This window comes from Acidocella sp. (assembly GCF_050253495.1).
Classification (GTDB): domain Bacteria; phylum Pseudomonadota; class Alphaproteobacteria; order Acetobacterales; family Acetobacteraceae; genus Acidocella.
On sequence record NZ_JBFWIX010000006.1, the window covers coordinates 24,130 to 46,272 of the forward strand.

A 22,143-nucleotide genomic window follows, 5' to 3' on the forward strand; every position below is an offset into this window, starting at 1 on the left:
TCAGGTTCCCGAAGGATGGTTCAACACGATTTCGATGCGGCGATTCTGCGCGCGCCCGGCGGCGGTGGCGTTGCTGGCCACGGGGTCGGCATCGCCCATGCCTTTCGAGGTGATGCGGCTCTCATCTCCGATCGTTTGGTCCAGAATTGCCGCCGCCGCCTGGGCGCGGGACTGAGACAACACGAAATTGGATGGGAACTGCAATGTATGGATGGGCTGGCTGTCAGTATAGCCCGTTACCACGATGTTGCCGGTTTCCTTCGCCAGCGCCTGGCCGATTTTCTGCAGTAACGGTATGTCGGCACTTTCCACGGTGGCGCTGCCAGAGCCGAACAGCCCCTGATTATTGATGCGAATGATGGGTTGGTGTGTGGTGCCGAGCACACTCACCTTGCCCGCCGTGATCTCCGGTTGCAGGAAGCCGGAAAGGCGGTCCAGAATGGTGGGGCCGGCTGGCTGTGGCTCGGCTGGTGCCGCCACGGGTTGGGCACGCACGATCTGCGGCATATTAGCCAGCGGGGCGGTAACCAGCGCCTGAAAGGCGCTGTCCGATTTGCCGGAGAGCGAGAACAGGCATCCGGCATAAACCAGTCCCAGCACGCCAAGTGCCACAATGCCCGTCACCCAGACCGGTACGCCAAAGCGGCGTGGTTTATAAGGGGCATCCACGCCTTGCCAATGCGGGGAGAGCGCCGGGTCGCCGGAGGGGGGCTGGCGCCGCAACACTGCGTAGGTTTCCTCGCGCAACCGGTCCATTTCCGCAGGGCCCTGTGGGGAGAGCCGGTAGCGGCCCATATAGCCGAGCGACAGGCAGAAATACATCAACTCCAAAACCGGCATAAAATTTCCCGGGTTTTGGCGGATTTTCGCCATCACGTCGAAAAAACGCTCACCGGAGCGTACCTCCTGATGGAACGTGGAAACCAGTGAGCGTTGCGCCCAAACCCCCTGGCTGCCCCAGGGCGTGGCCAGCACCACGTCGTCCAGGCTGGCGCAGAGGGCATAATGGGCGGGGCGCAATTGTTCCATGGGGATATTGCGCGCGCGGGCGGTTTCCTCGAAACGGCGAATTTCACGGACCGCGCATTCGCGCAGATCTCCGGAATCAGGTGCTTGTAGTGTGTTGCGCAGGCGGGCCAGCAATTGCAGTAGCGGCCCGGCGGCGGCAATGAGCGGCGAGCCGCCCATGAAGATCGTTTCCGGTGCGTCGGTGGGCAAGGCGGCGCCATGGTTTGCCGGGCCTTGCGGTGGCATATTGCCCGTGGGGCCGTTGAATGGAGAAGGTGGAGGTGCCGCCGGGCGTTTGCCCCCTGGGATCGGCCGGATGACGGTGCGGTCCGAATCGTCCGGTTCGGAGAACGGATTGTCGCTCATAAGCTCTCTCCCTATCGCTGTCCGCGATTACCCCTTGATGGCCCACAACTCCATGCGCAGGCCTGGAAACTCTCCAGAAACATGGATCGCGAAACCGCCTGAGGTCTGCATTTGCTGCCAATGCGGGCTGTTGCGATCCAACTCAAAATAGGATCCGCCCGCATAGAACGGGATTTGCCGTGGCGCCACCGGCAAGGGCCGCACGGCGATGCCGGGCAGTGCCACATTGACCAGTTCGCGAATATGTTCCACCGCGCCAATTTTCACCTGGGCGGGGAAGAGGCGGCGCATCGTTTCCGTCGGCACATCCGCCTGCACGGAAAGCACGAAATTCGTGGCGCGGAGAATATTGCGGTCGTTGATGGGGCCGACATGCACGCCGTGCCGGCGCTCCTGCAACGGGATCGCCACCGCGTTGGTTTCAATGACCGAGGAGAGCGAGCGGCGCAAATCCGCGATGACCGGTGCGAAACTACGTTGCAGATCCTCATGCCGGTAGCCGGGATATTTGTTGGGGCGGCGCTGCTGGTCCGTGAAGGTTGCGAATTCGGCGGCCATCTGCACATAGGCGGTGTAGAGCGTTTCGGGGTGGATATTGGCCGCGTCCGCCCAATGTTGCAGTAAGGCCTGCCACCGGTTGAGAGCCTGGAGCAACATGAAATCCGCCACTTCCGCCACGCCACGCGCGCCGGGTGCGTTCACCCGTGCCGCCAGCGCCTCGCCACGCTGGTTGATCATGCCCGCGAATTCCGTCACCAGCCCGGCCAAGGCGGATACGGCATGGCACATTAGTGCCGGGGGCAGCCAGTTCTCATCCAGCGTCACCCGTTTGTCGGATGAAACTTCCATGATGCGGGCAACGGGAATGCAAAGATAACCCGCGCGGTCGTCGGTATCGAGCAGATAGCGCAGCTTCAGCCTGCCGATCAGCAGTTCGGCGGACTGGGGGGATGCGGAATGCGTGTCGTAGGCCTCGAAGCTCTGCGCCTTGTAACGGCCTTCGGCGCTGCCATCGGCGGCGGCGATTTCCACCGCGCCAGCCTGCTGGACCGGCAAGGCCAGATGGATCAGCACACCGCGCGTATTCTCAGGCACTTCGAACGGGGCGGGGTGTTCTGTTTCACCGGGCAAGGCGAAGGGGGTGCCATCCTCGAATACGCCCGAGGCGGTGGAGACCGCGAAGCGTCCAGTGCCGAGCAAATCACGATCGAGCGTCATCTGCGTGAGACCCCAGCCATGGGAGCGCACCCCCGCCAGACGCCCGCGCAGACAAGCTTCAAGCCAGCGATCCTGTTGCTGAAAATGCTGAGAGCGCAGGAACATGCCTTCCTGCCAGATGACACGGTTGGTCCAGCTCATGGCAAGGCTCGCATAATCTTCAAATCTCCCAAGCTCCGTTCCCGGATGTGCCGGGTCATTATCGCGGTTTGTGTATCAACGGCCAAGAGTTGCGATCAGCCCGTTTATGTGCAGCGTCAGTTTGGTTGGTCCGTGGGCGGCGACGGGTGCCATGAGTTTCCATGTCGAGTGGTTGATGTCACGGAACAACACCGCCACCCCCACGCTGCTGGCACCGGGGGTGAGATTGAGTGTTTCCGTCTGCGTTTGGCTGGGTGAAATGATATATTGCGCGGAGCTACCCAGCTCTTCCGTGCCTAGAGTGGAATTTTCCTTGCCGATGAGCGTGTACACATCCGCCGCCTGGAACTGGCCGGTGGCGGCGAGTTGATAGATCCGCACCGCCACGGAGGTGCCTTGGCCGCCAGGGTTGGGGTTTTGTCCAGCGCTGCCCACGATATTCAGCGTGAGCACGGGCGGGGACGGTGTTGAGGCACACCCGGCCAAGACCAGACAGGCGGCGAACAAAGCAGATCGTTTCATGACATCTCCCCAAAGCCGGTTTCACGGGCGCTGATGTCGCGCAAGGCGGTTTCATAGGCACGGGCAAAGGATTTTCCGAACACGCTGTCGAAATCGTCAGTCAACGCACGGGTAATGGTTGCGTGGAGTTTCTCGTAGGCTTCGAAGGCGCGGGCCTTTTTTTGCGCGGGGAGCAGGGTCATGCCGCCATCCATTTGCAGTTTTGCGGGGGCGAGCTGCGCAAGCAATGTGCGTACCGCATCCTGCATGGCCGCCATGGTGGCCAACTCGTGCAGGCGCATGTCGCGTAGCGCGTCGCTCACCGCCGTGTCCGGTCCCATATCCACCCGTCGGCCCAGGCCGAGCAGCGCGGTCAACGCATCGTCGTCATCGGCGGAGAATTTCAGCGGGTTGTTGCCACGGGCGCGGATCATGGTCTGTTCGATACGGAATTCGCCTTTGATCGTGGCGCGCGCGATAAGTGCCTGGCGGATGCCAGAGACCAGCACGCGGAATGTGCTGCCCAAGGCTGTCATCAAGGCCTCTGGATTGGCGGGCATGGCGGCATCCAACCCGGCACCTTTTAGGAAAGCGGCCAGCAAGACATCGTCCCCTTTCGGTGCGGGCGGCCGGTTGGCGGCTTCGGTAAAAGGGGGGGCTGCTTCTGGCGTGGGGCGCGGCGGCAAAGGGGCCGCGGGCAAAAGGGGAGATGCCGCGGCCGGTTCGTCGAAAGGGGATGACGGGGCCGGCGTGGGCGCCGGCGGTGGGGCGGAAGGTTCGGGTGTGTGCTGGCCAGGCAGCGGCGAAAGATCCCAGGCGTCATCCTCAGGCAAGATTTGCCGGGAGGCGGGGGGGCGGAAGGCGTCGCTGAAGGAAGGGCTGTGGTCTGGCTGGGTCGGCCCGCCCAGGGGGGCGCCTTCCGGTTCGGCGAGCGGGTCGAACAGCTCAGGCAATGTCGGTGAGGGCGGCCGGGCCGGGTCGCCAAAGAGCGGATCGTCAGGTCCAAAGGCGGCGTTGATGAAGCCGCTGGATGAAGGAGGCGGCTTGGGCTTGAACACATCGTCGCCGAACGGGTCGTCGAAGGGCGAAAGGCCCTTATCCAAGCTGGATGTACCGAAATTCCGTCCATCCTCGATCCGTGCCTCAATCTCATAGGCACCGAAGCAGATTCTGTCTCCATCGTGCAATGTGCGGATTTGGCCGTTGCCGACTGGGTCCGGATCGTGGTTCAGATAAGTGCCATTGGTACTGATATCCGCGATGGCCCATCCGCCATTACGGAAAGCGATCACGCAATGACGCTTGGAGAGGAGTCTTTCCGGATCGGGCATGATCCAATCATTGTCCGGTCCGCGCCCAATGCGCAGTTCACCCCCGGACATTCGCCTGGTTTCCGGCGGAACCGCATCCGGGCAGCGCAGGACTGTCAGGGTAAGGGTCATGAGGCCTCCGGTAGCAGGCGCCCAGGGCCGCCGCCGGCAATATCCTGGGCGGATTGCAGGAACATGGCCAAGCGTTGAGGCTGGCGCGACGTATCGGCGCGGACAGAGGCCAGCGCGACGGCACCCGCCACGGCCACGCCGGTGAGATGCGCCGGCGGTGTTATGGCGGGGACGTCCATGGGAGCCAGGGACTCACCGCTCCAGAACGCACCGACGCCCGTCCAGGCCTCGGGACTCTGGAAGCCGGTCCGTTTGGCTTCATCCATTGCGGCGCGGGCGGCCTCCATGCTTTGTTGGCGAACCCATGTTTCGGCCAGTTCACGCACTTTGCGGTCTATGTCCGGCAGATTTGGGGGGGCGGTGTGGGCGGCGCACATGCATGCCCACCACACGGCCTCACGCTTGGGTAAGGCGTGGGCCAGCACGCGCGTTGCCTCGATGCCGAAACCGGCCTGGGCCAGGGCGGCGACCACCGCTTGCACGCTGTCCAGCCCGGCGATCTTCTCCAGCGCGGGCTCCTGCATGGCGGCATGCTTCAAGACCAGGGGCAGGGAGGCACCAGATAATTTGTTCTGAGTCACGGTACTCATCCCGCTTCCCTTCCCTGGTTCACGAATTGATCATGGTCATGGCGCCCTTCAGTTCCAGCATGCCATCGCCGGTGACCTGAACAATAGCGCCCTTCACGGCTGTTTGCGTCTGACCGGTGACATTCACCTGCATGCTGGTCACATCCACCTCCGACGCGGTGAGTTTCACCGTGCTTTCTCCCACCGTGAGGGTGATGGAAGAGGTGTCGATCTTGATCGAATTGCCGCCGACCTTCAGTGTGATGGACTGCCCGGCGGTATGGGTGATGGTGCCTTCCGTGACATCCAGGGATTCATTGCCCTGGCTGACCGTGGTGGTTTTGTTGCCTTCCGATACGGTGGTGGCGTAATCCTGTTTCACCGTGTCGGTTTTTTTGCCGTCTATCTGTACCGTTTCGTCCTTGGTGACGGTGACATTGCGGTTATTCTCGACCTCTATGTTCAGGTCTTTTTCCGCATGTAGATAGACGGCTTCGCTACCCTTGGTGTCGTCTATCGAGAATTCGCTGAAATTCGCGGTGCCGCCTTGCATGGTGGAGCGTGTGCGCAACCCGCTCTTGTTCTTTTCATCGGCGGCGAAAACAGGCTTGTTGTTGCCGTTGAACAGGCAGCCCACCACCACCGGTCGGTTTACGTCCGCTTCCAGGAAGGCAACCACAACCTCCATGCCGATACGCGGAATATATTGCGTGCCCCAATTATTCCCCGACCAGCCCTGCATGACGCGTACCCAGAGTGTTTTGTCCGTGGTGATGTCGCCCTCATGATCGAAGGGGAATTTCACTTGGATGCGGCCGAGATCGTCCGTGTAGATTTCCTCGCCATCCGGTCCGATGACGATAGCGCTGTACATGCCCGCCATCACCGGGGGCAGGAAGAAGGGCTCTTCCTGATAGGTGGTTTTGGAGGGAAAAGCGACGATGCCGGAGGCGATGGCGGCACGGTGCCCATGGCTGCTGCCGGCCCGTGAATTGGTAATATGATAGGATAGGGACTGAATGACATACTCCATGCCCGATCCGGTGGTGGGATCGTTCATCAGCATGAATTTACCGCCCGCGACGAAATCCGCTATCTGGCCGGAGCCGGTATAAAGTTCCGCCGCCACTTCTGCCGCCAACATATGGGTGGTCGCCAGCGTTTTGGCGTTGCCGGTGGCATCGCGCACGGCGGGCCAGGCATAGTGGGTACGCTGGGATGCCGCGGAAGCTTTCAGTACCGTTGTTTCCGTACCGGAAACAGCGCCCGGCTGAAGTTGGTCCGTCGCGGGGTTGTAGTCGTCTGTTCGTACACTGCCTAAGGCGGTCCGGTCCGTCCGGTGCCAGCTATTCAAAACGCCGAAGCCGGAGTTGGTTTCGTCCAGGTAAATTTGTGGCTGCGTGATGTCCTGGAAGGCGGTGTTGGTATTGGCCAACACCATCGTATGCGTACCTTCGGCATGGGTAAAAAAATAGAAAATACCCGCATCCTCCATCAGGCGCTGGATGAAATGCAGATAGGATTCATTGAATTGCACAACATAATCGCGCGCGGGGAAGGAGCCCGAGGTCTTGTCGCTGAAGGTGACATTGAATTTTTCCAGAATCGTCTTGATGATCTGGAGTGCGCTTTGCTTCTGGTAGAATCGGCAATCCTGAGTCTGTTTCAGAAACCAGAGCTTGGGGACCAGGCTGATTTCATAATGCCAAAGCATGGTCGATTGCGACGGCAGTTGCCTAACGGCGTTAACTATGCCCGAGACATAACGCTTGGTCTCCCCTTCCTCGGGCGAACAGATCGTAACGGTAATGGCTTTGTCGAGCAGGCTGTTCGGGTCGAGCAATGCTGTCCCGGAATGAAGCTGGATATTATATTGGAACGGGCGGCTTATCTGCTCCGTGCCGTTCATGGCGGCGATTCCGAAGCTTGTCTCAGGCAGCGGAGTCGTGATCGTTAATATATCCAGCTCGCCACTCATGGCCTATCCATCCGATTCCACGTTTCCTGAAATGGCGTTAACATGTCCCAACCAGAATGACCACGCAAGGTTCGGCGAGACGAAGTTCAACGTTAATGCCGTAACGTGCGGGTGGTACAAACACCGGAACAGAGGTCCGGGCTTAAGGCGCGGCCTATCCGGCGCCCCTATTGCTTTCGCCCACCGGACACTGGCGGTGGGCCAGATCCCATCGCGACTGTAAAGCTTTGCGCTGTCTAGCGCCGGTATTGTCAGGCGCGGGGCTGAGAAGCTTTTTCCTGGGTCGGTCCAACCATATTGGTTGACTTGTGGACATAGGTATGATGAATACGAATGCAACAATGCATTCGTATTCAAAATTTGTCCAAGAGGTAAAAGATGGAAAACTGGTTGAAACGCGGCGTTGACCAGAAGCAGAACGAGGTGGCCGACCAGCAGGTTCGTGACATCGTTGAGGCCATTCTTGCTGATATCGCCGCTCGTGGCGACGCCGCCGTGCGCGAATTGATGGTGAAATTCGACAAGGTGGAGCGGGATGATTTCCGTCTTTCGGAGCAGGAGATCGAGGCCTGCCTATCCCAGCTCACCAAACGCGACCTGGCGGATATTGCCTTCGCGCAGGAGCAGGTTCGCAATTTCGCTACTCACCAGCGCGCCGCGCTCAAGGACATAGAGGTTGAAACATTGCCTGGCGTGGTGCTTGGTCACAAAAATCTGCCGGTGAGTGCCGCTGGTTGCTATGTGCCCGGCGGAAAATACCCGTTACTGGCTTCGGCCCATATGTCGGTTATCACCGCCAAGGTTGCCGGTGTGCCGAGGGTGATCACCTGCGCGCCCCCTTTCAAGGGCAAACCGGCTCCTGCCATCGTCGCCGCGCAGCATTTGGCCGGGGCGGATGAAATCTACTGCCTGGGTGGCGTGCAGGCCGTGGGGGCGATGGCGCTGGGGACGCAGAGCATAGCCCCGGTGGACATGCTGGTTGGTCCTGGCAACGCCTTTGTGGCGGAGGCGAAGCGCCAGCTCTTTGGGCGGGTGGGCATTGACCTCTTTGCCGGCCCGACCGAGACCCTGGTGATCGCCGACGATAGTGTCGATGGCGAACTCTGCGCCACCGATCTGCTGGGGCAGGCCGAGCATGGCCCGGATTCGCCCGCAATCCTGCTCACCACATCCGAGGCGCTGGCGCGCGACACCATGCGTGAGATCGAACGGCTGCTGGAGATCCTGCCGACCGCCGCCATTGCCCGTCAGGCGTGGGAGCGGCATGGCGCGGTGTGCGTGACCGACAGCAATGAGGAGATGGTGAGGATCGCGGATTTCATTGCTTCCGAACATGTGCAGGTCATGACCCGCGACCCTGATTATTTCCTCACGCATATGCAGAATTACGGCGCGCTGTTCCTCGGGCCGCGTACCAATGTCGCCTTTGGCGACAAGGCGATCGGCACCAATCACACTCTGCCGACCAAGAAGGCGGCTCGTTATACTGGCGGCCTCTGGGTTGGAAAATTCCTGAAGACTTGCACCTATCAGCGTGTCCTTACCGACGAGGCTTCGGCGATGATCGGAAGCTATTGCTCCCGGCTCTGCGCGCTGGAAGGGTTTGCCGGGCATGGGGAGCAAGCAAATATCCGTGTGCGCCGCTATGGCGGTCGCAATGTAGCCTACGCGGGTATCGTTGAATCCTGACGATATTTGAGAGGGGCGCCATGCCCCTCTTGCTTATCCTTCGTCCAAGTTAAAAAATAAGGAGAAACGCCATGCAAATGACGAGAGTCCGTTGGAAGGTCATGTTCCTGGTCTTCCTGATCGCGACGGTCAGCTACCTTGATCGTACAAATCTCTCTGTCGCGGCGCCGAATATCCAGGCGGAGTTACACCTTACCCCAACTCAGCTCGGCATCATCTTCAGTGCTTTTTCCTGGGCCTATGCGATCGCGCAGATCCCCGCCGGCCTGTTCGCTGGCCGACTGAAGCCAAGACGGACCTATTTCTTTGGCCTGTGGGTCTGGTGTCTGTTGCTGGTGGGGTCCACCAGTGCCGCTTCTTTCGGGGCTTGGGTGTTGTTTCGCATTCCGTTCGGCCTGGCCGAGGCGATTACCTGGCCGGCTGCGTCCGTGCTGCTTGCCCGCTGGTTTCCGCGTGTTGAATATTCGCAAGCCATGGCCTTGCAGAATCTTGGCCTGGTGGCGGGCGCCGCGGTGGCGCCGCCCATTGTTGCCGCCATCATCGCCTATTCCGGTTGGCGTGTTGCCTTTATCATTACGGGTTTCATCGCAGGGATCCTTGGTACCATCTTCTATATTTATACCAAGGATGATCCAGCCGAGGATAAGCGCGTGTCTGCTGAGGAACTGGCCTGGATCCAGCAGGACAAGTTCGTTGAACCCACCAGTCGCACGCCAAGGGGGTTTGCGTCCGTGCTGCTTGGCCGCTCTTCCATATGGGCTGTCAGCATCGCCAATTTTGGGCTCGACTTCATTAATTTCATGTTCCTGACTTGGTATCCAACCTACTTGACCGAGCGCTATCATATGTCGCTTAAGCAAATGGGCGGGTGGGCCATGGAGCCTTATATTTTCGGTATCATCGCGGTGCTTGGTTCCGGACGGCTGGTGCGGGCAATGACGGATTCAGGCTTGGATTCGACCATGGCGCGGCGGATCGTGATTTTCGGTGGATTGTTGCTCGGCACTCTTTCTCTGTTCATCGCGGCCTACACCGCCAATCTTTATGCTTCAGTCACGGCAATGTCTTTCGGATATGCCTTTGTGATGTCCATCCTGGGGCCGTTATGGTCCACGCCGGCGGAAATCGCCGGGCCGAGAGGTGCTGGTTTTGCCAGCGGTTTCGTGAATTTCATCGGCAATATCGGCGGTATTCTCTCGCCCCTGCTCATGGGCATCATCCTGCAGAAATTCGACTCCTTCACGCCGGCGATTATTGTTTCCGCCGTGATCACCTTGGTCTGCGGTCTGCTTTTCCTGGTGCTCTACCGGGTGCGGAAGGATCGGGTGGTGCTCGAGAATTTTATGAAGACCGTTTGAACTGATAAAGGGGAGCCCAAAGGCTCCCCTTTTTTTCATGTCGTGGCATGTGGCAGCTCAGTCCGCTGTCCATCCGCCATCGATGACCATCGACGAGCCGGTCATCAGAGCCGCCGCCTCGCCGGCGAGTAGCACAACCGCGCCCATTAGATCCTCCACCTGGCCGACCCGGCCAAGTTTGATCTTGCCAAGAACATTTTGCAGAAACTCAGGCGATTCGAAAAACGGTTTGGTCATTGGCGTTTCGATGAAGGTGGGACAGATACTGTTGACACGAATCTTGTATGGCGCAAGGTCGATCGCCATCGCCTTGGTCAATCCTTCGATCGCGTGTTTGGACGCGCAATAGACCGAACGTTGCGCCCCGCCGACATGACCCATTTGCGATGACATGTGAATAATCGAGCCTGGCCTTCCCTGGGCGATGAGTTGTTTGGCCATCTGCTGGGCCACGAAAAAGGCCGCCCGGACATTCAGCCCCATCACCGCGTCAAAATCTTTCTCCTGCACTTCATGGAAGGGCGCTGGCCGGTTGGTGCCGGCATTATTCACCAGGATGTCGAACGCTTCGGTGGTCGCCAGCATATCGCGCGTGGAGTCAATATCCGCGATGTCCATCTGTAACGTTTCCGCGCTGCCGCCCTCGGCTCGAATCATGGTGGCGGCTTCAGTGATTTCATTCAGGCTGCGCGCGGCCAGCACCACATGCGCGCCTTGCTGTGCCAGCGCCGCCGCCGCCGCCAAGCCAATGCCCCGTCCGGCACCTGTTATCAGAGCCCGTTTGCCGTCCAGCCGGAACGAGGGGGTGCGCGGTAATGCCATCGTCTATGTATCCTATTTAATATTGGAATTGGAGCATTCTTTTTCGGCGAGATCCATGTCGCGTTTGTGCTTGGCCAGCGCCATCAGCCTACGGTCTCGCCAAGCGGCTCGCGCGGCGAGTTGATCGGCGGGCAGCACGGTGCGCCTTTGCGCCTCCACCTTAGCGATCAGTGTTTCGTCCCAAGGCCGGTGTTCCTTGGTGGCGCTGGCGATGTTGTGATATAATCCCCCCAGCCTTCTGGCATAATCCGCAACGCCGCCGGAGGCGTTGAGGTCTATGGTCTCGAATGGCCCCATGAAAGCCCACCGCAACCCCAGCCCTTCCGAGATGGTCTTGTCGACATCCTGGGCCGTGGCCAATCCAGCCTCGACCAGACGCCAGGCTTCCATCAGCAATACGCCCTGTAACCGGTTGAGAATAAATCCCTCGATCTCGCGCGTCATTTCAACGGGGCTCTGACCGACACGCAGCATCAATGCGCGCACCGCCTGCATTGTTTCCTGTGTTGTCCAAGGCGCGGGGACCAGTTCGACGATCGGGGCCAGATAAGGCGGGTTGAGTGGATGCGCCACTAAACAGCGCTCCCGGCAGGTGACATGTTCGGTATAAAGCGAAGCGCCGAGCCCGGAGGAAGAACTGCCGACCAATGTCCGCGGACCGATTACCTTGTCGATCTCACTCATGAGCGTGGTTTTCACCTCAACACGCTCCAGCACGCTTTCCTGTACATAAAGAGCGTCGTTTAAGGCGTCACTCAAGCTGGGGGCAATGGAAAGCCTGGCTTGAATGGCATCAGGCGCCTCGATCAACCCAGCCGCTTCCAGATCCCGCAAACGTTCGGCAATCCAGGCTAAGGATTTGTCCGCGTTGCCCGGTGCCGTATCGTACAATGCGACCTTATACCCGGCGCGTGCGAACACAATTGCCCAGCCGCTGCCTACAAGCCCTGTTCCAACAATGGCGACCTTGTCGTCGCCCGTGGCTGATGCGTTCATCCCATTCCCTTGGTGGTTATCAATGGCTCAGCCATTTTATCTGCCCGGCTGGCCTTCACGGGGAAATGCTAAGCTTTGTTGAATACGAATGCAATAAGCTGGCAAAGATTACGCGGCCGGTGGTTTCCAATCGTTTCCTGGGCGGCGGGCGGAGCGGCGGATCATGAGTTCCCCCGCCACAATGTCATGGACCGGTGTGGTCAAGCGCCCTTCCACGAATGCCTGAACGAGTTGAACAGTGCGCTGGCTCATTGTTTGAACGGGTTGAGAATAGGTGGTCAGTTGAAAGCTCGGCCAAGCGGCCAGGGCCACATCGTCAAACCCGACAATCGAAACCTCCTCGCCAACCCGGAGCCCGAATTCGGATTGCGCAACCCCCATGACCGCGATGGCGGTATGGTCATTGGCGCAGAATACGGCATCTGGGCGTTCCCGGCTGGAAAACAGCCTGCGCGCGGCGGTTTGCGCCGCGCTGAAATCGTAATATCCCACTTCACGCCGATAAGTCTTTTTCCCGGCCGCTTGCAGCGCCGCGCCAAATCCTTCTTCGCGTTCCTGGCTTGTCGAAGAATCCTCCAGTCCGGCGACAAAGGCAAAGCGCTCATGTCCACCCGCGAGCAGGAACGAACCAATAGTCCGCCCACCTACGATATTTTGCCCTGTCACGCTGGAGACGGCCTGATTGCTGGTGCGCCGGTTAAACAACAATACCGGCACATTCACCTGTGCGCATTCCTCCGCGAAATGGGAGGTCATGCGGACGGAGGCCAGTACCACGGCGGCAACTTGAAAACGCAGGATTTCATCGAGCAGAGGGTCAGGATTGCCATCCGCGCCGGGTGTGAACAGCAGAACCCGATAGCCATGGACGGCGAACTCCCGGGAAAGTTCTTCCAGCACAGTCGGATAAAACTGGTTTTCCATATATGACATCGCCACCCCGATCAGCCGTGAACGCTGCGTGATCAATGAGCGCGCGATCATGTTCGGCCGGTAGCTAAGGCTTTTGGCGACGGCCAGCACCCGCTCCTTGGCTTGCGCAGAGATGCTGGCGCCGTCGGTAAAGGCGCGCGAGACCATGGACTGCGACACACCGGCAAGTCTGGCGACATCGTAGGCCGTGGGGCGTTTACGCTCCATTGCTGGGGCCGGTGGTTTGGGGGGCTTTCGCATCACAGGGTATTATAGCTTTGACGACCAGTGGCTGTCGATCTGTTGTCCAGACATGCGCTCTTTATTTTATGGCCGCGGCGGAGCAAGGACGGTCCTTCGGTCGCTTCTTCAGCCTAGCTTCCATTCTTTGGCAGCGTTATCACCGGAATTGCCGCCACGGCGATCTTTGCCCCGTTGGAGGCCGCGTTTTGCAGTGCCTGGCGTAATGCGGATAAATAGGCGCTCGCGGTTTCGTCCTGCGGGCGCAGCGTGGTGAATAGCGGTACAGAAGAGGCGATGGAGATGATCATATCCGTCCCGAATGGCGCGCTCACCTGCCAACTGGCGCCGCCATTCGCCGGGTTGCCAAGGGTTTTGGTGGCTTTGGCGGCAAAACTCTGCATCGCATCGGTGGCGGTGGGATAGAGATGCAGCACAGAGCCGTCGCTGGAGAAATAATCCGTTTCCAGGTAACCGCTGAATTTTGGCATGGTTTGATCAATGGTGATCAAATCGCCATTGTATAGCTTGGTTTTTCCACCCGCCAAGGATAGTTTCAACCCGGCATTGATCGCCCCGGCGAACAGGGAATGATACGGGCGGATGGTGTCCAGAACCGCGCAATAAGGGCCATCCACGGTCTGGATCTGGTTGGAAAGCGTTTGCCCATTGGGCAGGGTTTCTATCGCCGCCGTCAGCGCGGCTTGCGGTGCGCCCGCCCCGGCTAGGCCGGTCAGGGTGGGGATTCCGTTCTGGAAATTGGCGCCCAGCAATGTGCAGGGCAGAGAGTCGAGCGTCGCCACGAATGCGGCTTGGCGCTGGGCGGGCGTCATGGGCTGTGGCGCGGGTTGGGTTGCGGGCGTTTGCGTTTTTGTGGGTTGGGTTGGCGCCGCGTTGACCTGGGCCACCTGTTTGTGCGCGCCATGGAGCAGGAAATACGCCCCCCCTCCCAGCACCGCCAGCAGCAGGATCGCGCCTCCGCCCAGCAGCGCTGTCTTGGAGCCTGTCTTCGTTGCGGGCGCGGGGATGGGGGGCGGTGTTGGCGTGGGCGGCGCGGCGGCAGCTTTGGCCGGATGGCGCGGCGCCACCATCGTAGCCTCTCCATCCTCGAAATCGTCCGCGCCCAGACTAAAGTTTTGCTCAGGAGCAGGCTTTGCCTCATAGGCCTCGCGCAGCGCCTTGGCAAATGCCGTGGCGGAAGAAAAACGATCGTCTGGCCGCTTGGCCATTGCCTTTTTCACCACGGCATCCAAGGCCGGCGTCACGGTGACGGACAGGGCGGAAGGCGCTGGCGGCTCTGTATGCAGCACCTTGTGCATGATCGCCGTCAGTCCGCCATCGAAGGGTTTTTCCCCGGTCAGCAATTGATACAGCAGCACCCCAGCGGAATAGAGATCCGTGCGCGCATCCACCGTCTGCCCCATGAATTGTTCGGGAGACATGTAGGAAGGCGTGCCCAGCATCGTGCCCGCCTGGGTCATTGAACTGCTTTCGATCCGCGCGATGCCGAAATCGGCGATCTTCACTTCGCCCGCCTTGGTGAGCATGACGTTGGCGGGCTTGATGTCCCGGTGCACCACCCCGCGTCCGTGGCTGAATTGCAGGCCGGTCATCAGCCCTTCCATGATCCAGACAATCTCGGGGATCTTGAAGCGTTCGCCCTTATCCAGCACATGCTTCAGCGTCATGCCGTCGACGAACTCCATGACGATATAAGCTAGTTCGGGCGTTTCGCCATAATCGAACACGCCGACAATATTAGGATGGCTGAGCCGCCCCGCCGCCTGCGCCTCACGCTTGAAGCGGGCCAGCTCCTCCTGCGCCTCTTCATCCTCCTGGTTAGGCAGCTTCACGGTTTTGATCGCCACCCGCCGGGCGATGATGGGGTCGTAGCCTTCATATACGGTGCCCATGGCGCCTTTGCCCAGCACCTGGCGCAGTTCGTATTTGCCCAACATTTCGGTCATGGTTGGTTTATAGACGTCACTTACCCTCGCCGGAAAGAGCTTCCACCCCGCCATCGCCGATCACGGTGAACGCCGCCCAGTAAAATGGATCCGCTATCTGTGCCGGAAAGCCCTTGCCCGCCCCGTCGATCAGCGCCAGCTGTGTCGCCCGCAGGCTACCCGCCGGCCCGCCGGAATGGCCCGCATGCAGACGCGACAGCGTATCCGCCACCAGATAGGCCGAAACCTGATCATTCACCGACCATTGCGTCACCATCATGGCCCGTGCCCCGGCATAGAAGAAGCTGCGCGCTAGTCCGGAGAGCGCCTCGCCCCCTTCCTCGCCGCCGCCCGTGTTGCAAGCCGAGAGCACCACCAGATTCGCATCCAGCTTCAGCCCCATCACGTCGCTGGTGCTCAGCAGCGCGTTATTGGCGGATTTTGCCCCCGTCGGGGCGGAGGTTACAATTGCAGGTTCCGTTTGGCATGGCAGGTCGGTGGGCAGCAGCGCATGGGTGGCGAAATGCAGGATCTGAAAATTCTTCAGATCGGCTTTTTCCACATCCGGCACGGTGAAAGCCGCTCCCAGCAGCTCGTCCTGGGGCCCGGCATGGAATGTCGCGGCGGCGGCCTGCAATTCCAGCCGCGCGTATGGCAGTTGCGGCAGCCCGGCGAACTCGGCGGCACTGTCATGGCAGGTCGCGGTGTTATAGGTTGCCTGCGCCTGGGCCAGGGTGACCGGCTGGAAATCGCCAAAACCGAACCAAGGCTGTTTTGCCGCCGAGGTGCCTTGCGCCCGCCGTAGGGAAACGAAATTCGCCGCCGCCGGAACATAGGCCAGAGCCGCCTGTCGGATCAACCAAGGCACGTGGGCCAGCTTGTCCGCGTTGGCCGGGCCGGTGGGCAGCAGCGCGAAGGGCAATGCGAGCAGCGCGCCGGAGGGAGCGATGACCAAGCTGTGCACATGACCCATCTGCGCCGCGAAGGGCCCCAGCGTATCGGCATAGATTGTCGCGGCCCCTGTCATGTCGAACTTTGGCAGGCCGTTGGCGTTGGGTTCTATGCTGGCACGGACCTGCCGCACCAGTTTTGCCATCCCGGCCTCGCTCACATCCGCTTGTGCCACATCCACCCGCTTATTGTGCAGAAAGAACAGCCAGCTGTGGGTAGGCGTCAGTGTAATTCCCAAAAAGGCTTCATCAGGGTGCAGCAATTTCAGCACTGTGGCGGCTGGCACCACCTGTTGCACCAGCTGCCCATAATTTGGGGCGGCGGCCTGCTCGGCCAGCCCGGCCTGTTGCAGGGTGTCGTTGGCGGCGGCAATTTGCCGGTCCAGCCTGCTCAGCGCGGCATTGTTGTTGGCCCCGCGCGCCACCTGGTCGCGTTGCTGGTACAAACGCTCCAGCTGACGCTGCGCATCCTGTTGCGCGCGGATCGCCGCCGCCACTTGCGGGTCCGTGGTGCTGGAGGACAGCCGGGCCGCAGCCTGGGCAATTTCCCGCGCCGTGACGCTGCCTTGGGTTAACTCGGCGGCCTCGAACATTTCGGCATGCAAGGCTTCCGCCTTGGCTGGGTTCGCCATGGCCATGTTCGCATACACATCCAGGCACGGGCCGATCAATGAAGCCGTGCTGCCCAGTCGCAACGTGCGCAGCAACGCCATGCCCTTGCGGCAGGCTGCAAGCGCCTTCTGGTTGTCCCCGCCCTGGGCTAGCGCCGCCCCGCGCAGCAGATAGGTCTGCGCCACGGGGCGCGTGCCCGGCAGGGCGTCATTGAAGGCCGCCGTGGCGTTGGCCAGCTCCGCCGCCGCCGCCAGAGGTTGCCCATTGGCGGTGGCCAGCACCGCGCGGGTGCGGTCCAGCCGTGCATCCAGCGAGGGTGGTTCCAGTCCATTGGCGCTGGCGATGCGCTTGGCATTGGCAATGGCAATATCGCTGCCGGGTTTTTCACCCAGTTCACTCAGCACGAGAGCTTGGTAGCGCCAAGTCTCGATCACGCCGAGCAGGGCCGCCTGTGTCACCGGGCTGTTCAGCGTTACCTGCGCGGCAAGCAATGTGTCCGCCCCAGTGGGGGTGCTGATCGAGAATAACGCGTTATTCTGCGCGGCCAGCGGTTGCGCGCGCAGCAATTCCGGTGGCACCAGCGCGGTGTAAAGCTGCCGGGATTGCCGCAATAGCGTCAGGGCTTGTTGGTTTTGCCCCTGATTCAGCGCGTTTAGTGCCTCATCATAGAGCAATGTGGCCGGGATGGTGGGGTTGCTGGCATGAGGCGCCAGCTTGGCGGCCGCCGAGAATTGCGCCTGGGCCTGCGTATAGAGCCCCTGGTTGGAAAGATTGAGTCCCAGCGCCAGCATCGGCCCCACCGTGCCAGGATTGTCCGCCCCCAGTTTTTTTTGCTGCAAGGCCAGTGCGGCGCGGTAGGCGATGACCGCCGCCGGAAAATTCTCGGCTTGGTTGGCTTGTGCGCCCAACGCCATCAGCGCGTCATATTGTCCCACATCGCCGGAGCTGAATGCATGAGCGGCTAAACGTTGGGCGAGCAACTGGTCGGAGGCGGCCACATCCGCCTGTCCGGCCGCGGCGGCGGGAATTTCGCCGCTGATCACACCGATCGCGCGCTGCATCACCGGCAAGGCTGGCTGCACGCCATCGGCATAATAGATATGGCCGTTGACCTCCGCTACCAGCGCCACATAGGGCCATCCGCCAAAGCGCTGGGTGCAGGGCAGAATCTCTGCGGGCATGTCGTCCAAAATCTTGGCCGGGTGCGGCGCCTCGCAGACATTGCCGGAATCCAGCCCCGCGCGCCACGGGCTGCTGGTGGCCAGCGTTGCCAATGCCGCTTCGTCGCCCGTCCCGCCTTTCTGCACATGGGCGCTCGGCTGGTTCCAACCGCCGCAATAAATATCCGCCCGTCCATCGCCGATCTGTTGCAACGTGCAGGTCTCTGCGGCGCTGTTCTGCCCCACCGGTAGGCCGGCGCCGTTAAGGGGCCCGGTTTGGTCATAGGCGCTGGCGGGCGGTTTGGCGCAACCGGCCATGGTCAGCAGCAATGCCAAGACGGCAGGCGCGTGGATGAAACGTGTACTCCTCATAACCTGCCTCTTTTAAAAATCCCGAGCCGCCACGCCGGGTTGAATCACATTCTTGTTCAGCTTCTTTCGTTTGCTGGGCGAGAGGTCGAAACTCTCCAGCGGACTGCCTTGTGGCAGATTGGCGATTGGCAGGATGATGCAGTTTACCGAACCGATGGGGCAGGTATTGAAGCGGTAATCCGGCTGCGGAAACGGAAAAGCCGAGCCGTTTCCCGCCGCCGTGGGACCGGTGGTGTTGGCGATGGAGCCGGTCATGTTCACGCTATAGGCATTGAGCACTTCCAGATGCAGGACATTCACATTGCCGGTGATCTTCCCCGCCGTGCCGCTGGCCAGCACCAGATCGGTACTGGGTGCCTCCAGAATTCCTGGCGCGGTCGCCAGGTCGATTGTGCCGCTATTGGCTAGGCTCAGGAACAGCGTTGCGAGCGGGCTGGCCGTGCCGAGGTAAGAGGCCAGTTGCGGTCCAGAATCAATATTGAACGTGCCGGTTTGCACGATCGAGGGATTGTCGCCGGTCACCTCCAGGATGGAATCCACGCCGGCGCGCGGCTTGGTGGCGGTGCTGCTGACGGTGTCGCCGCTTAGGAAGAGTCCGCCATTTGTGTTGCCATCCAGATAGAGCGCGCCCGTGGCGGTGATGCTCACCACATTCGCCACCAGCGGGCCGATCAGCGTCAGCGCCTCGCCGTCATTCAGCAGAAAGCTGCTATCCTGCATCAGAAAGCTGCCCAGCGTGGCAATATCGCTCGTCCCGGTGAAATCCGCGAGCTGTCCGGCTGTGCCGGTCAGCGTGCCTGCGGACAAGTTGCCGGATTCATGGGTGATATTCCCACTCGCTCGGAGCGCCAGCACTCCGCTTATATCCGTGGCGCCTGAAAGGGTGATGGAAGGCGCGGTGATCGTCGCCGTGGCGGCGCTAATGCGTCCGCCGGTCTGCGTCATGGGGCCGCCTGAGGTCAGGGTTAGCCCGTCGCTCAGGCGCGCGGTGCCACTGGAAGTGAAATCGCCGTTTGCCCCCAGCGTCGCGTCGCGCGCGGCCAGCGTCCCCGCCAGCCCGCCGGCATTGGCGATGTTCACATCCCCGCTTGTCGTCACATCGCCCAGTAATCCGATCTCGGTGCTGGTCAGATCGATGGCATTGGCGCTGGCATTGAAACGTTGAGCTGTCACCAGCCCGTTGCTGTTTTGTGCGATTGTCCCGCCGCTATACAGGCTGAGCGTGCTGCCGGAGAAGAGGTCGCCATTCAGGCTCAGCCCACCACCGGTGCGCAATAGCACATCGCCGGTGGCGGCAAAGGCGCCGAGTACCGGAATGTTGTTGCCGGTTTGTCCGAGTGAAACATTGCCGCTGATGGTGCCGCCATCGCTGGTCAAGGCAGCCGCGTTGATACGCCCGCCCGTCTGGTCGATGCCGCCGGCATCCCAGAGGGCCAGCGTGCCCCCCAGGGAGACCGGTCCATTGATGGAGAGCGCTTCGCCATCCGCCAGGGTCAACCCGCCGCCAGCGGTGAATGACCCGAGGTTATCGATGCGGTTGGCGCCGTTATTCAGCACGGCGTTGCCGGACAGGCTGCCGGTTCCTGTTGTCAGCAGAGACGTGTCGATCGCGGCATTGCCTCCTTCACGGATATTGCCGCCATCCAGTTGCAGCATGTCCGTGGTGGTGAGCGTGCCATCCAGCGCCAGGCTTGGGGCCGTCAATGTTGCCATGTTGGCCGAGAGGGTACCGGTTTGTTCCAGCATGGCCCCGCTTGTCAGCGCGATCTCCCCCGTCGCCGACAAGTCATGCACGGAGGACAGTAGGTTCCCCGCCTGAGTCATGAGGAGATCGCCCTGCACGGTGCCGGTGCTTGTCAGCATTCCGGCACTCACGCTGCCGCCATTTTGCGTGACATTGCGGGTGCTCGCCAGTGCCAGCGTGCCAGGTATGGTCACGTTGCCGGTGAATGCCAGCCCGTTTGTGTTCAACGTGGCATTGGTGGCGGAGAGGCTGCCCGCCTGGGTCAGATACGACATGTCCGTCAGCCGCAACATGTACCCAGCGGTGAAATTTGACAACGTGCCGATCTGGTTGTCGGCCCCATCCAGAATCGCATTGTCGGCCACGCTGCCGGTCAGCACATCGGCATTCAGTTCGCCAGTCTCGTTCACGCCCTGGCTGGCGGTCAGCGCCAATGTTCCCGTCGTGATAGTCCCCGCCAGGGTCAGGCTGGTACCGGAAATGTCCACGCTTTGCCGTCCATCCGCGTCGCCGGTTGAAACCGGCCCGGTGAGCGTTAGCGCTTCGGCATCCACGAGGCTGAAGTTGCCGGTCTCCAACGCGAAGCTGCCCAGCGTGGCGATATTGTTTTGTCCTTGGCTGAGATTGACGTCGCCGCTGATCGCTCCTCCCGCCCGTAACAGGCCGGCGCTGAGATGGGCGGCCGAGGTCGAGGTTACCCCCTTGCTGCTGGTCAATGCCAATGTGTCCGGCGCGGCCAGCGTGCCCGCGAAAGTGATGCCTGCGCCGGCAAGAGAGAGAAGTTGTGCCGAGACGCTCGCGGATCCATCGGCGATAATGCTGCCGGCGGTCGAAACATCCAGCGTTCCCGCGGTGATCGTTTTCAGCAATGTGCCGGAAAGATCCAGCCCGGTCGCGTTGCCGCCCAGATCCACCGTGAGGGTCGCGGTGCGTGGCGCAATGCGTACGGTTCCCGTCCCCGCGTCGATTGCTCCACCGGCGTCGACGATGCTGTCCGCCGTCAGGTCCATTAGCGGGCTGGTCAGCGTACTGGCCAGAGTCAGGCTGGGGGCGGTCAGATCCAGGCTGCTTGCGGCGCTGATCGTGCCTGCCACGCGCAGGGCTGTCCCGTCTTGCACGTCGATCGCGCCGTTCGCCGTCAGCCCGTCAAGCGTGGCGATGCTGTTGGTGTTGCCCGTAAGCAGGATGCTGTCGCCGGAACCGGTGAGGGTGGAAACATCCATTATTCCGGTATTGGCCTGGGTGATGGTCCCGCTGGCGTTCAAATGCAGAGTGTTGGCGCTCAGCTGACCATCCAGCGCGATGCTGCGACCTTCAATGTTTAAGATGGTCCCCGTGAGCGTGCCGTTCTGGGTAATGCCGCCCGTGCTGTACAGATATGTCAGTTGATTCGCGAAAGAGACGTTGCCTTCCGAGAGGATGGAATGAGCCGAGACGTTAGCCGCCGTGCCCAGGATCACCGTCGCCGTGCTGTCCAGTGCATTGAGTAAGGCTTGCGACAGTTGCAGCCCGGTCACGGAGCTGCCGCCCAAATCGATGACACCGCCGCTATAGGGAGCCAGCGCGATGGTGTCTGCTGTCAGGCTGCCATGGCCTTCCACCAGCCCGTCCGTTATCAGCGCCAGGCTGGTGCCGGCACTCACCGCCCCGTCCAGCGTCATCGTTCCACGATTCGAGATTAATAAATCCTGAGAGGCATCCAGATCGCCGAGCGTTGCGATGGTGTTGGCGGTGCCGTTCAGGGTCACCTCGCCGCCGTTGGCGGTCAGGGTGGAGGCGTTGATCGCGCCGCTGGCGCCTTGCGTGAGGGCTCCGCTCCCGGCGTCCAGGCTTAGCCAGGCGGCGTCGACGACACCGTCCAGCGCCAGGCCGGTGCCGGAGAGGTTGACGGTGCCGCCGCCGAGGGTCCCGGCCTGGGTGAGGGCGGCGGTGCTGGCGAGGTCGAGCTGGTTGCTGGCGGTGACGACCCCGTCCAGGTCCAGGCCGTCGGCGCTCAGCGTGACGCCGGTGCCGCCGAGGGTCCCGGTCTGGGTGAGGGCGGTTGCGTCTGTCAGGGCGAACACGCCCTCGGCGCCGCTGGCATCCAGCGTTGCGATGGTGTTGGCGGTGCCGTTCAGGG

The 22,143-nt window shown here is 61.2% G+C and carries 14 protein-coding genes; 2 read left to right on the plus strand and 12 right to left on the minus strand.

Going from position 1 to position 22,143, the window contains the following annotated elements:
- The 6 genes from tssL to AB7D48_RS06545 form a co-directional block, all read right to left on the minus strand.
- Positions 1–1,374 (minus strand): type VI secretion system protein TssL, long form, encoded by a 1,374-nt coding sequence (gene tssL, locus AB7D48_RS06520; RefSeq protein ID WP_427976735.1) that lies wholly within the window; start codon positions 1,372–1,374, stop codon positions 1–3.
- Positions 1,375–1,401: 27 nt separating this feature from the next.
- Complete coding sequence (tssK, locus tag AB7D48_RS06525) at positions 1,402–2,733, minus strand: type VI secretion system baseplate subunit TssK (RefSeq protein WP_427976737.1); 1,332 nt, start codon at positions 2,731–2,733, stop codon at positions 1,402–1,404.
- A gap of 75 nt (positions 2,734–2,808) precedes the next feature.
- The gene (gene tssJ / locus AB7D48_RS06530) at positions 2,809–3,255 is read right to left on the minus strand and encodes a type VI secretion system lipoprotein TssJ (RefSeq protein WP_427976739.1); all 447 of its coding nucleotides are present in this window, start codon (positions 3,253–3,255) and stop codon (positions 2,809–2,811) included.
- Positions 3,252–4,676, minus strand: coding sequence for a type VI secretion system-associated FHA domain protein TagH (gene tagH / locus AB7D48_RS06535; protein WP_427976742.1), 1,425 nt, complete (start codon positions 4,674–4,676; stop codon positions 3,252–3,254). Before tagH ends, tssJ begins: the two co-directional genes overlap by 4 nt.
- Complete coding sequence (locus tag AB7D48_RS06540; RefSeq protein WP_427976744.1) at positions 4,673–5,266, minus strand: DUF6931 family protein; 594 nt, start codon at positions 5,264–5,266, stop codon at positions 4,673–4,675. The genes tagH and AB7D48_RS06540 overlap by 4 nt, the downstream gene beginning before the upstream one ends.
- A 19-nt stretch (positions 5,267–5,285) precedes the next feature.
- Entirely contained in the window at positions 5,286–7,223 is a 1,938-nt protein-coding gene (locus AB7D48_RS06545; RefSeq protein ID WP_427976746.1) for a type VI secretion system Vgr family protein, read from the minus strand.
- 378 nt (positions 7,224–7,601) lie between these two features.
- On the opposite strand from AB7D48_RS06545, the gene hisD reads away from it, so the two are divergent.
- Complete coding sequence (hisD, locus tag AB7D48_RS06550; protein ID WP_427976749.1) at positions 7,602–8,912, plus strand: histidinol dehydrogenase; 1,311 nt, start codon at positions 7,602–7,604, stop codon at positions 8,910–8,912.
- A gap of 71 nt (positions 8,913–8,983) precedes the next feature.
- Positions 8,984–10,270, plus strand: a complete 1,287-nt coding sequence (locus tag AB7D48_RS06555) for an MFS transporter (RefSeq protein WP_427976752.1) — start codon at positions 8,984–8,986, stop codon at positions 10,268–10,270.
- A gap of 57 nt (positions 10,271–10,327) precedes the next feature.
- On the opposite strand, the gene AB7D48_RS06560 is transcribed toward AB7D48_RS06555, so the two are convergent.
- From AB7D48_RS06560 to AB7D48_RS06585, 6 genes are all read right to left on the minus strand, one after another.
- The gene (locus AB7D48_RS06560; protein ID WP_427976754.1) at positions 10,328–11,092 is read right to left on the minus strand and encodes an SDR family NAD(P)-dependent oxidoreductase; all 765 of its coding nucleotides are present in this window, start codon (positions 11,090–11,092) and stop codon (positions 10,328–10,330) included.
- Positions 11,093–11,104: 12 nt separating this feature from the next.
- On the minus strand, positions 11,105–12,088 hold the full coding sequence (locus AB7D48_RS06565) for a 3-hydroxyacyl-CoA dehydrogenase (RefSeq protein WP_427976756.1): 984 nt from the start codon (positions 12,086–12,088) through the stop codon (positions 11,105–11,107).
- Positions 12,089–12,196: 108 nt separating this feature from the next.
- Positions 12,197–13,228, minus strand: coding sequence for a LacI family DNA-binding transcriptional regulator (locus AB7D48_RS06570; protein WP_427976759.1), 1,032 nt, complete (start codon positions 13,226–13,228; stop codon positions 12,197–12,199).
- Between the two features lie 146 nt (positions 13,229–13,374).
- Positions 13,375–15,207, minus strand: coding sequence for a protein kinase domain-containing protein (locus tag AB7D48_RS06575; protein WP_427976762.1), 1,833 nt, complete (start codon positions 15,205–15,207; stop codon positions 13,375–13,377).
- Positions 15,208–15,223: 16 nt separating this feature from the next.
- Complete coding sequence (locus AB7D48_RS06580; RefSeq protein WP_427976764.1) at positions 15,224–18,280, minus strand: CHAT domain-containing protein; 3,057 nt, start codon at positions 18,278–18,280, stop codon at positions 15,224–15,226.
- 12 nt (positions 18,281–18,292) lie between these two features.
- A partial coding sequence (locus tag AB7D48_RS06585) for a beta strand repeat-containing protein (RefSeq protein ID WP_427976766.1) occupies positions 18,293–22,143 on the minus strand: 3,851 nt, incomplete at its 5' end.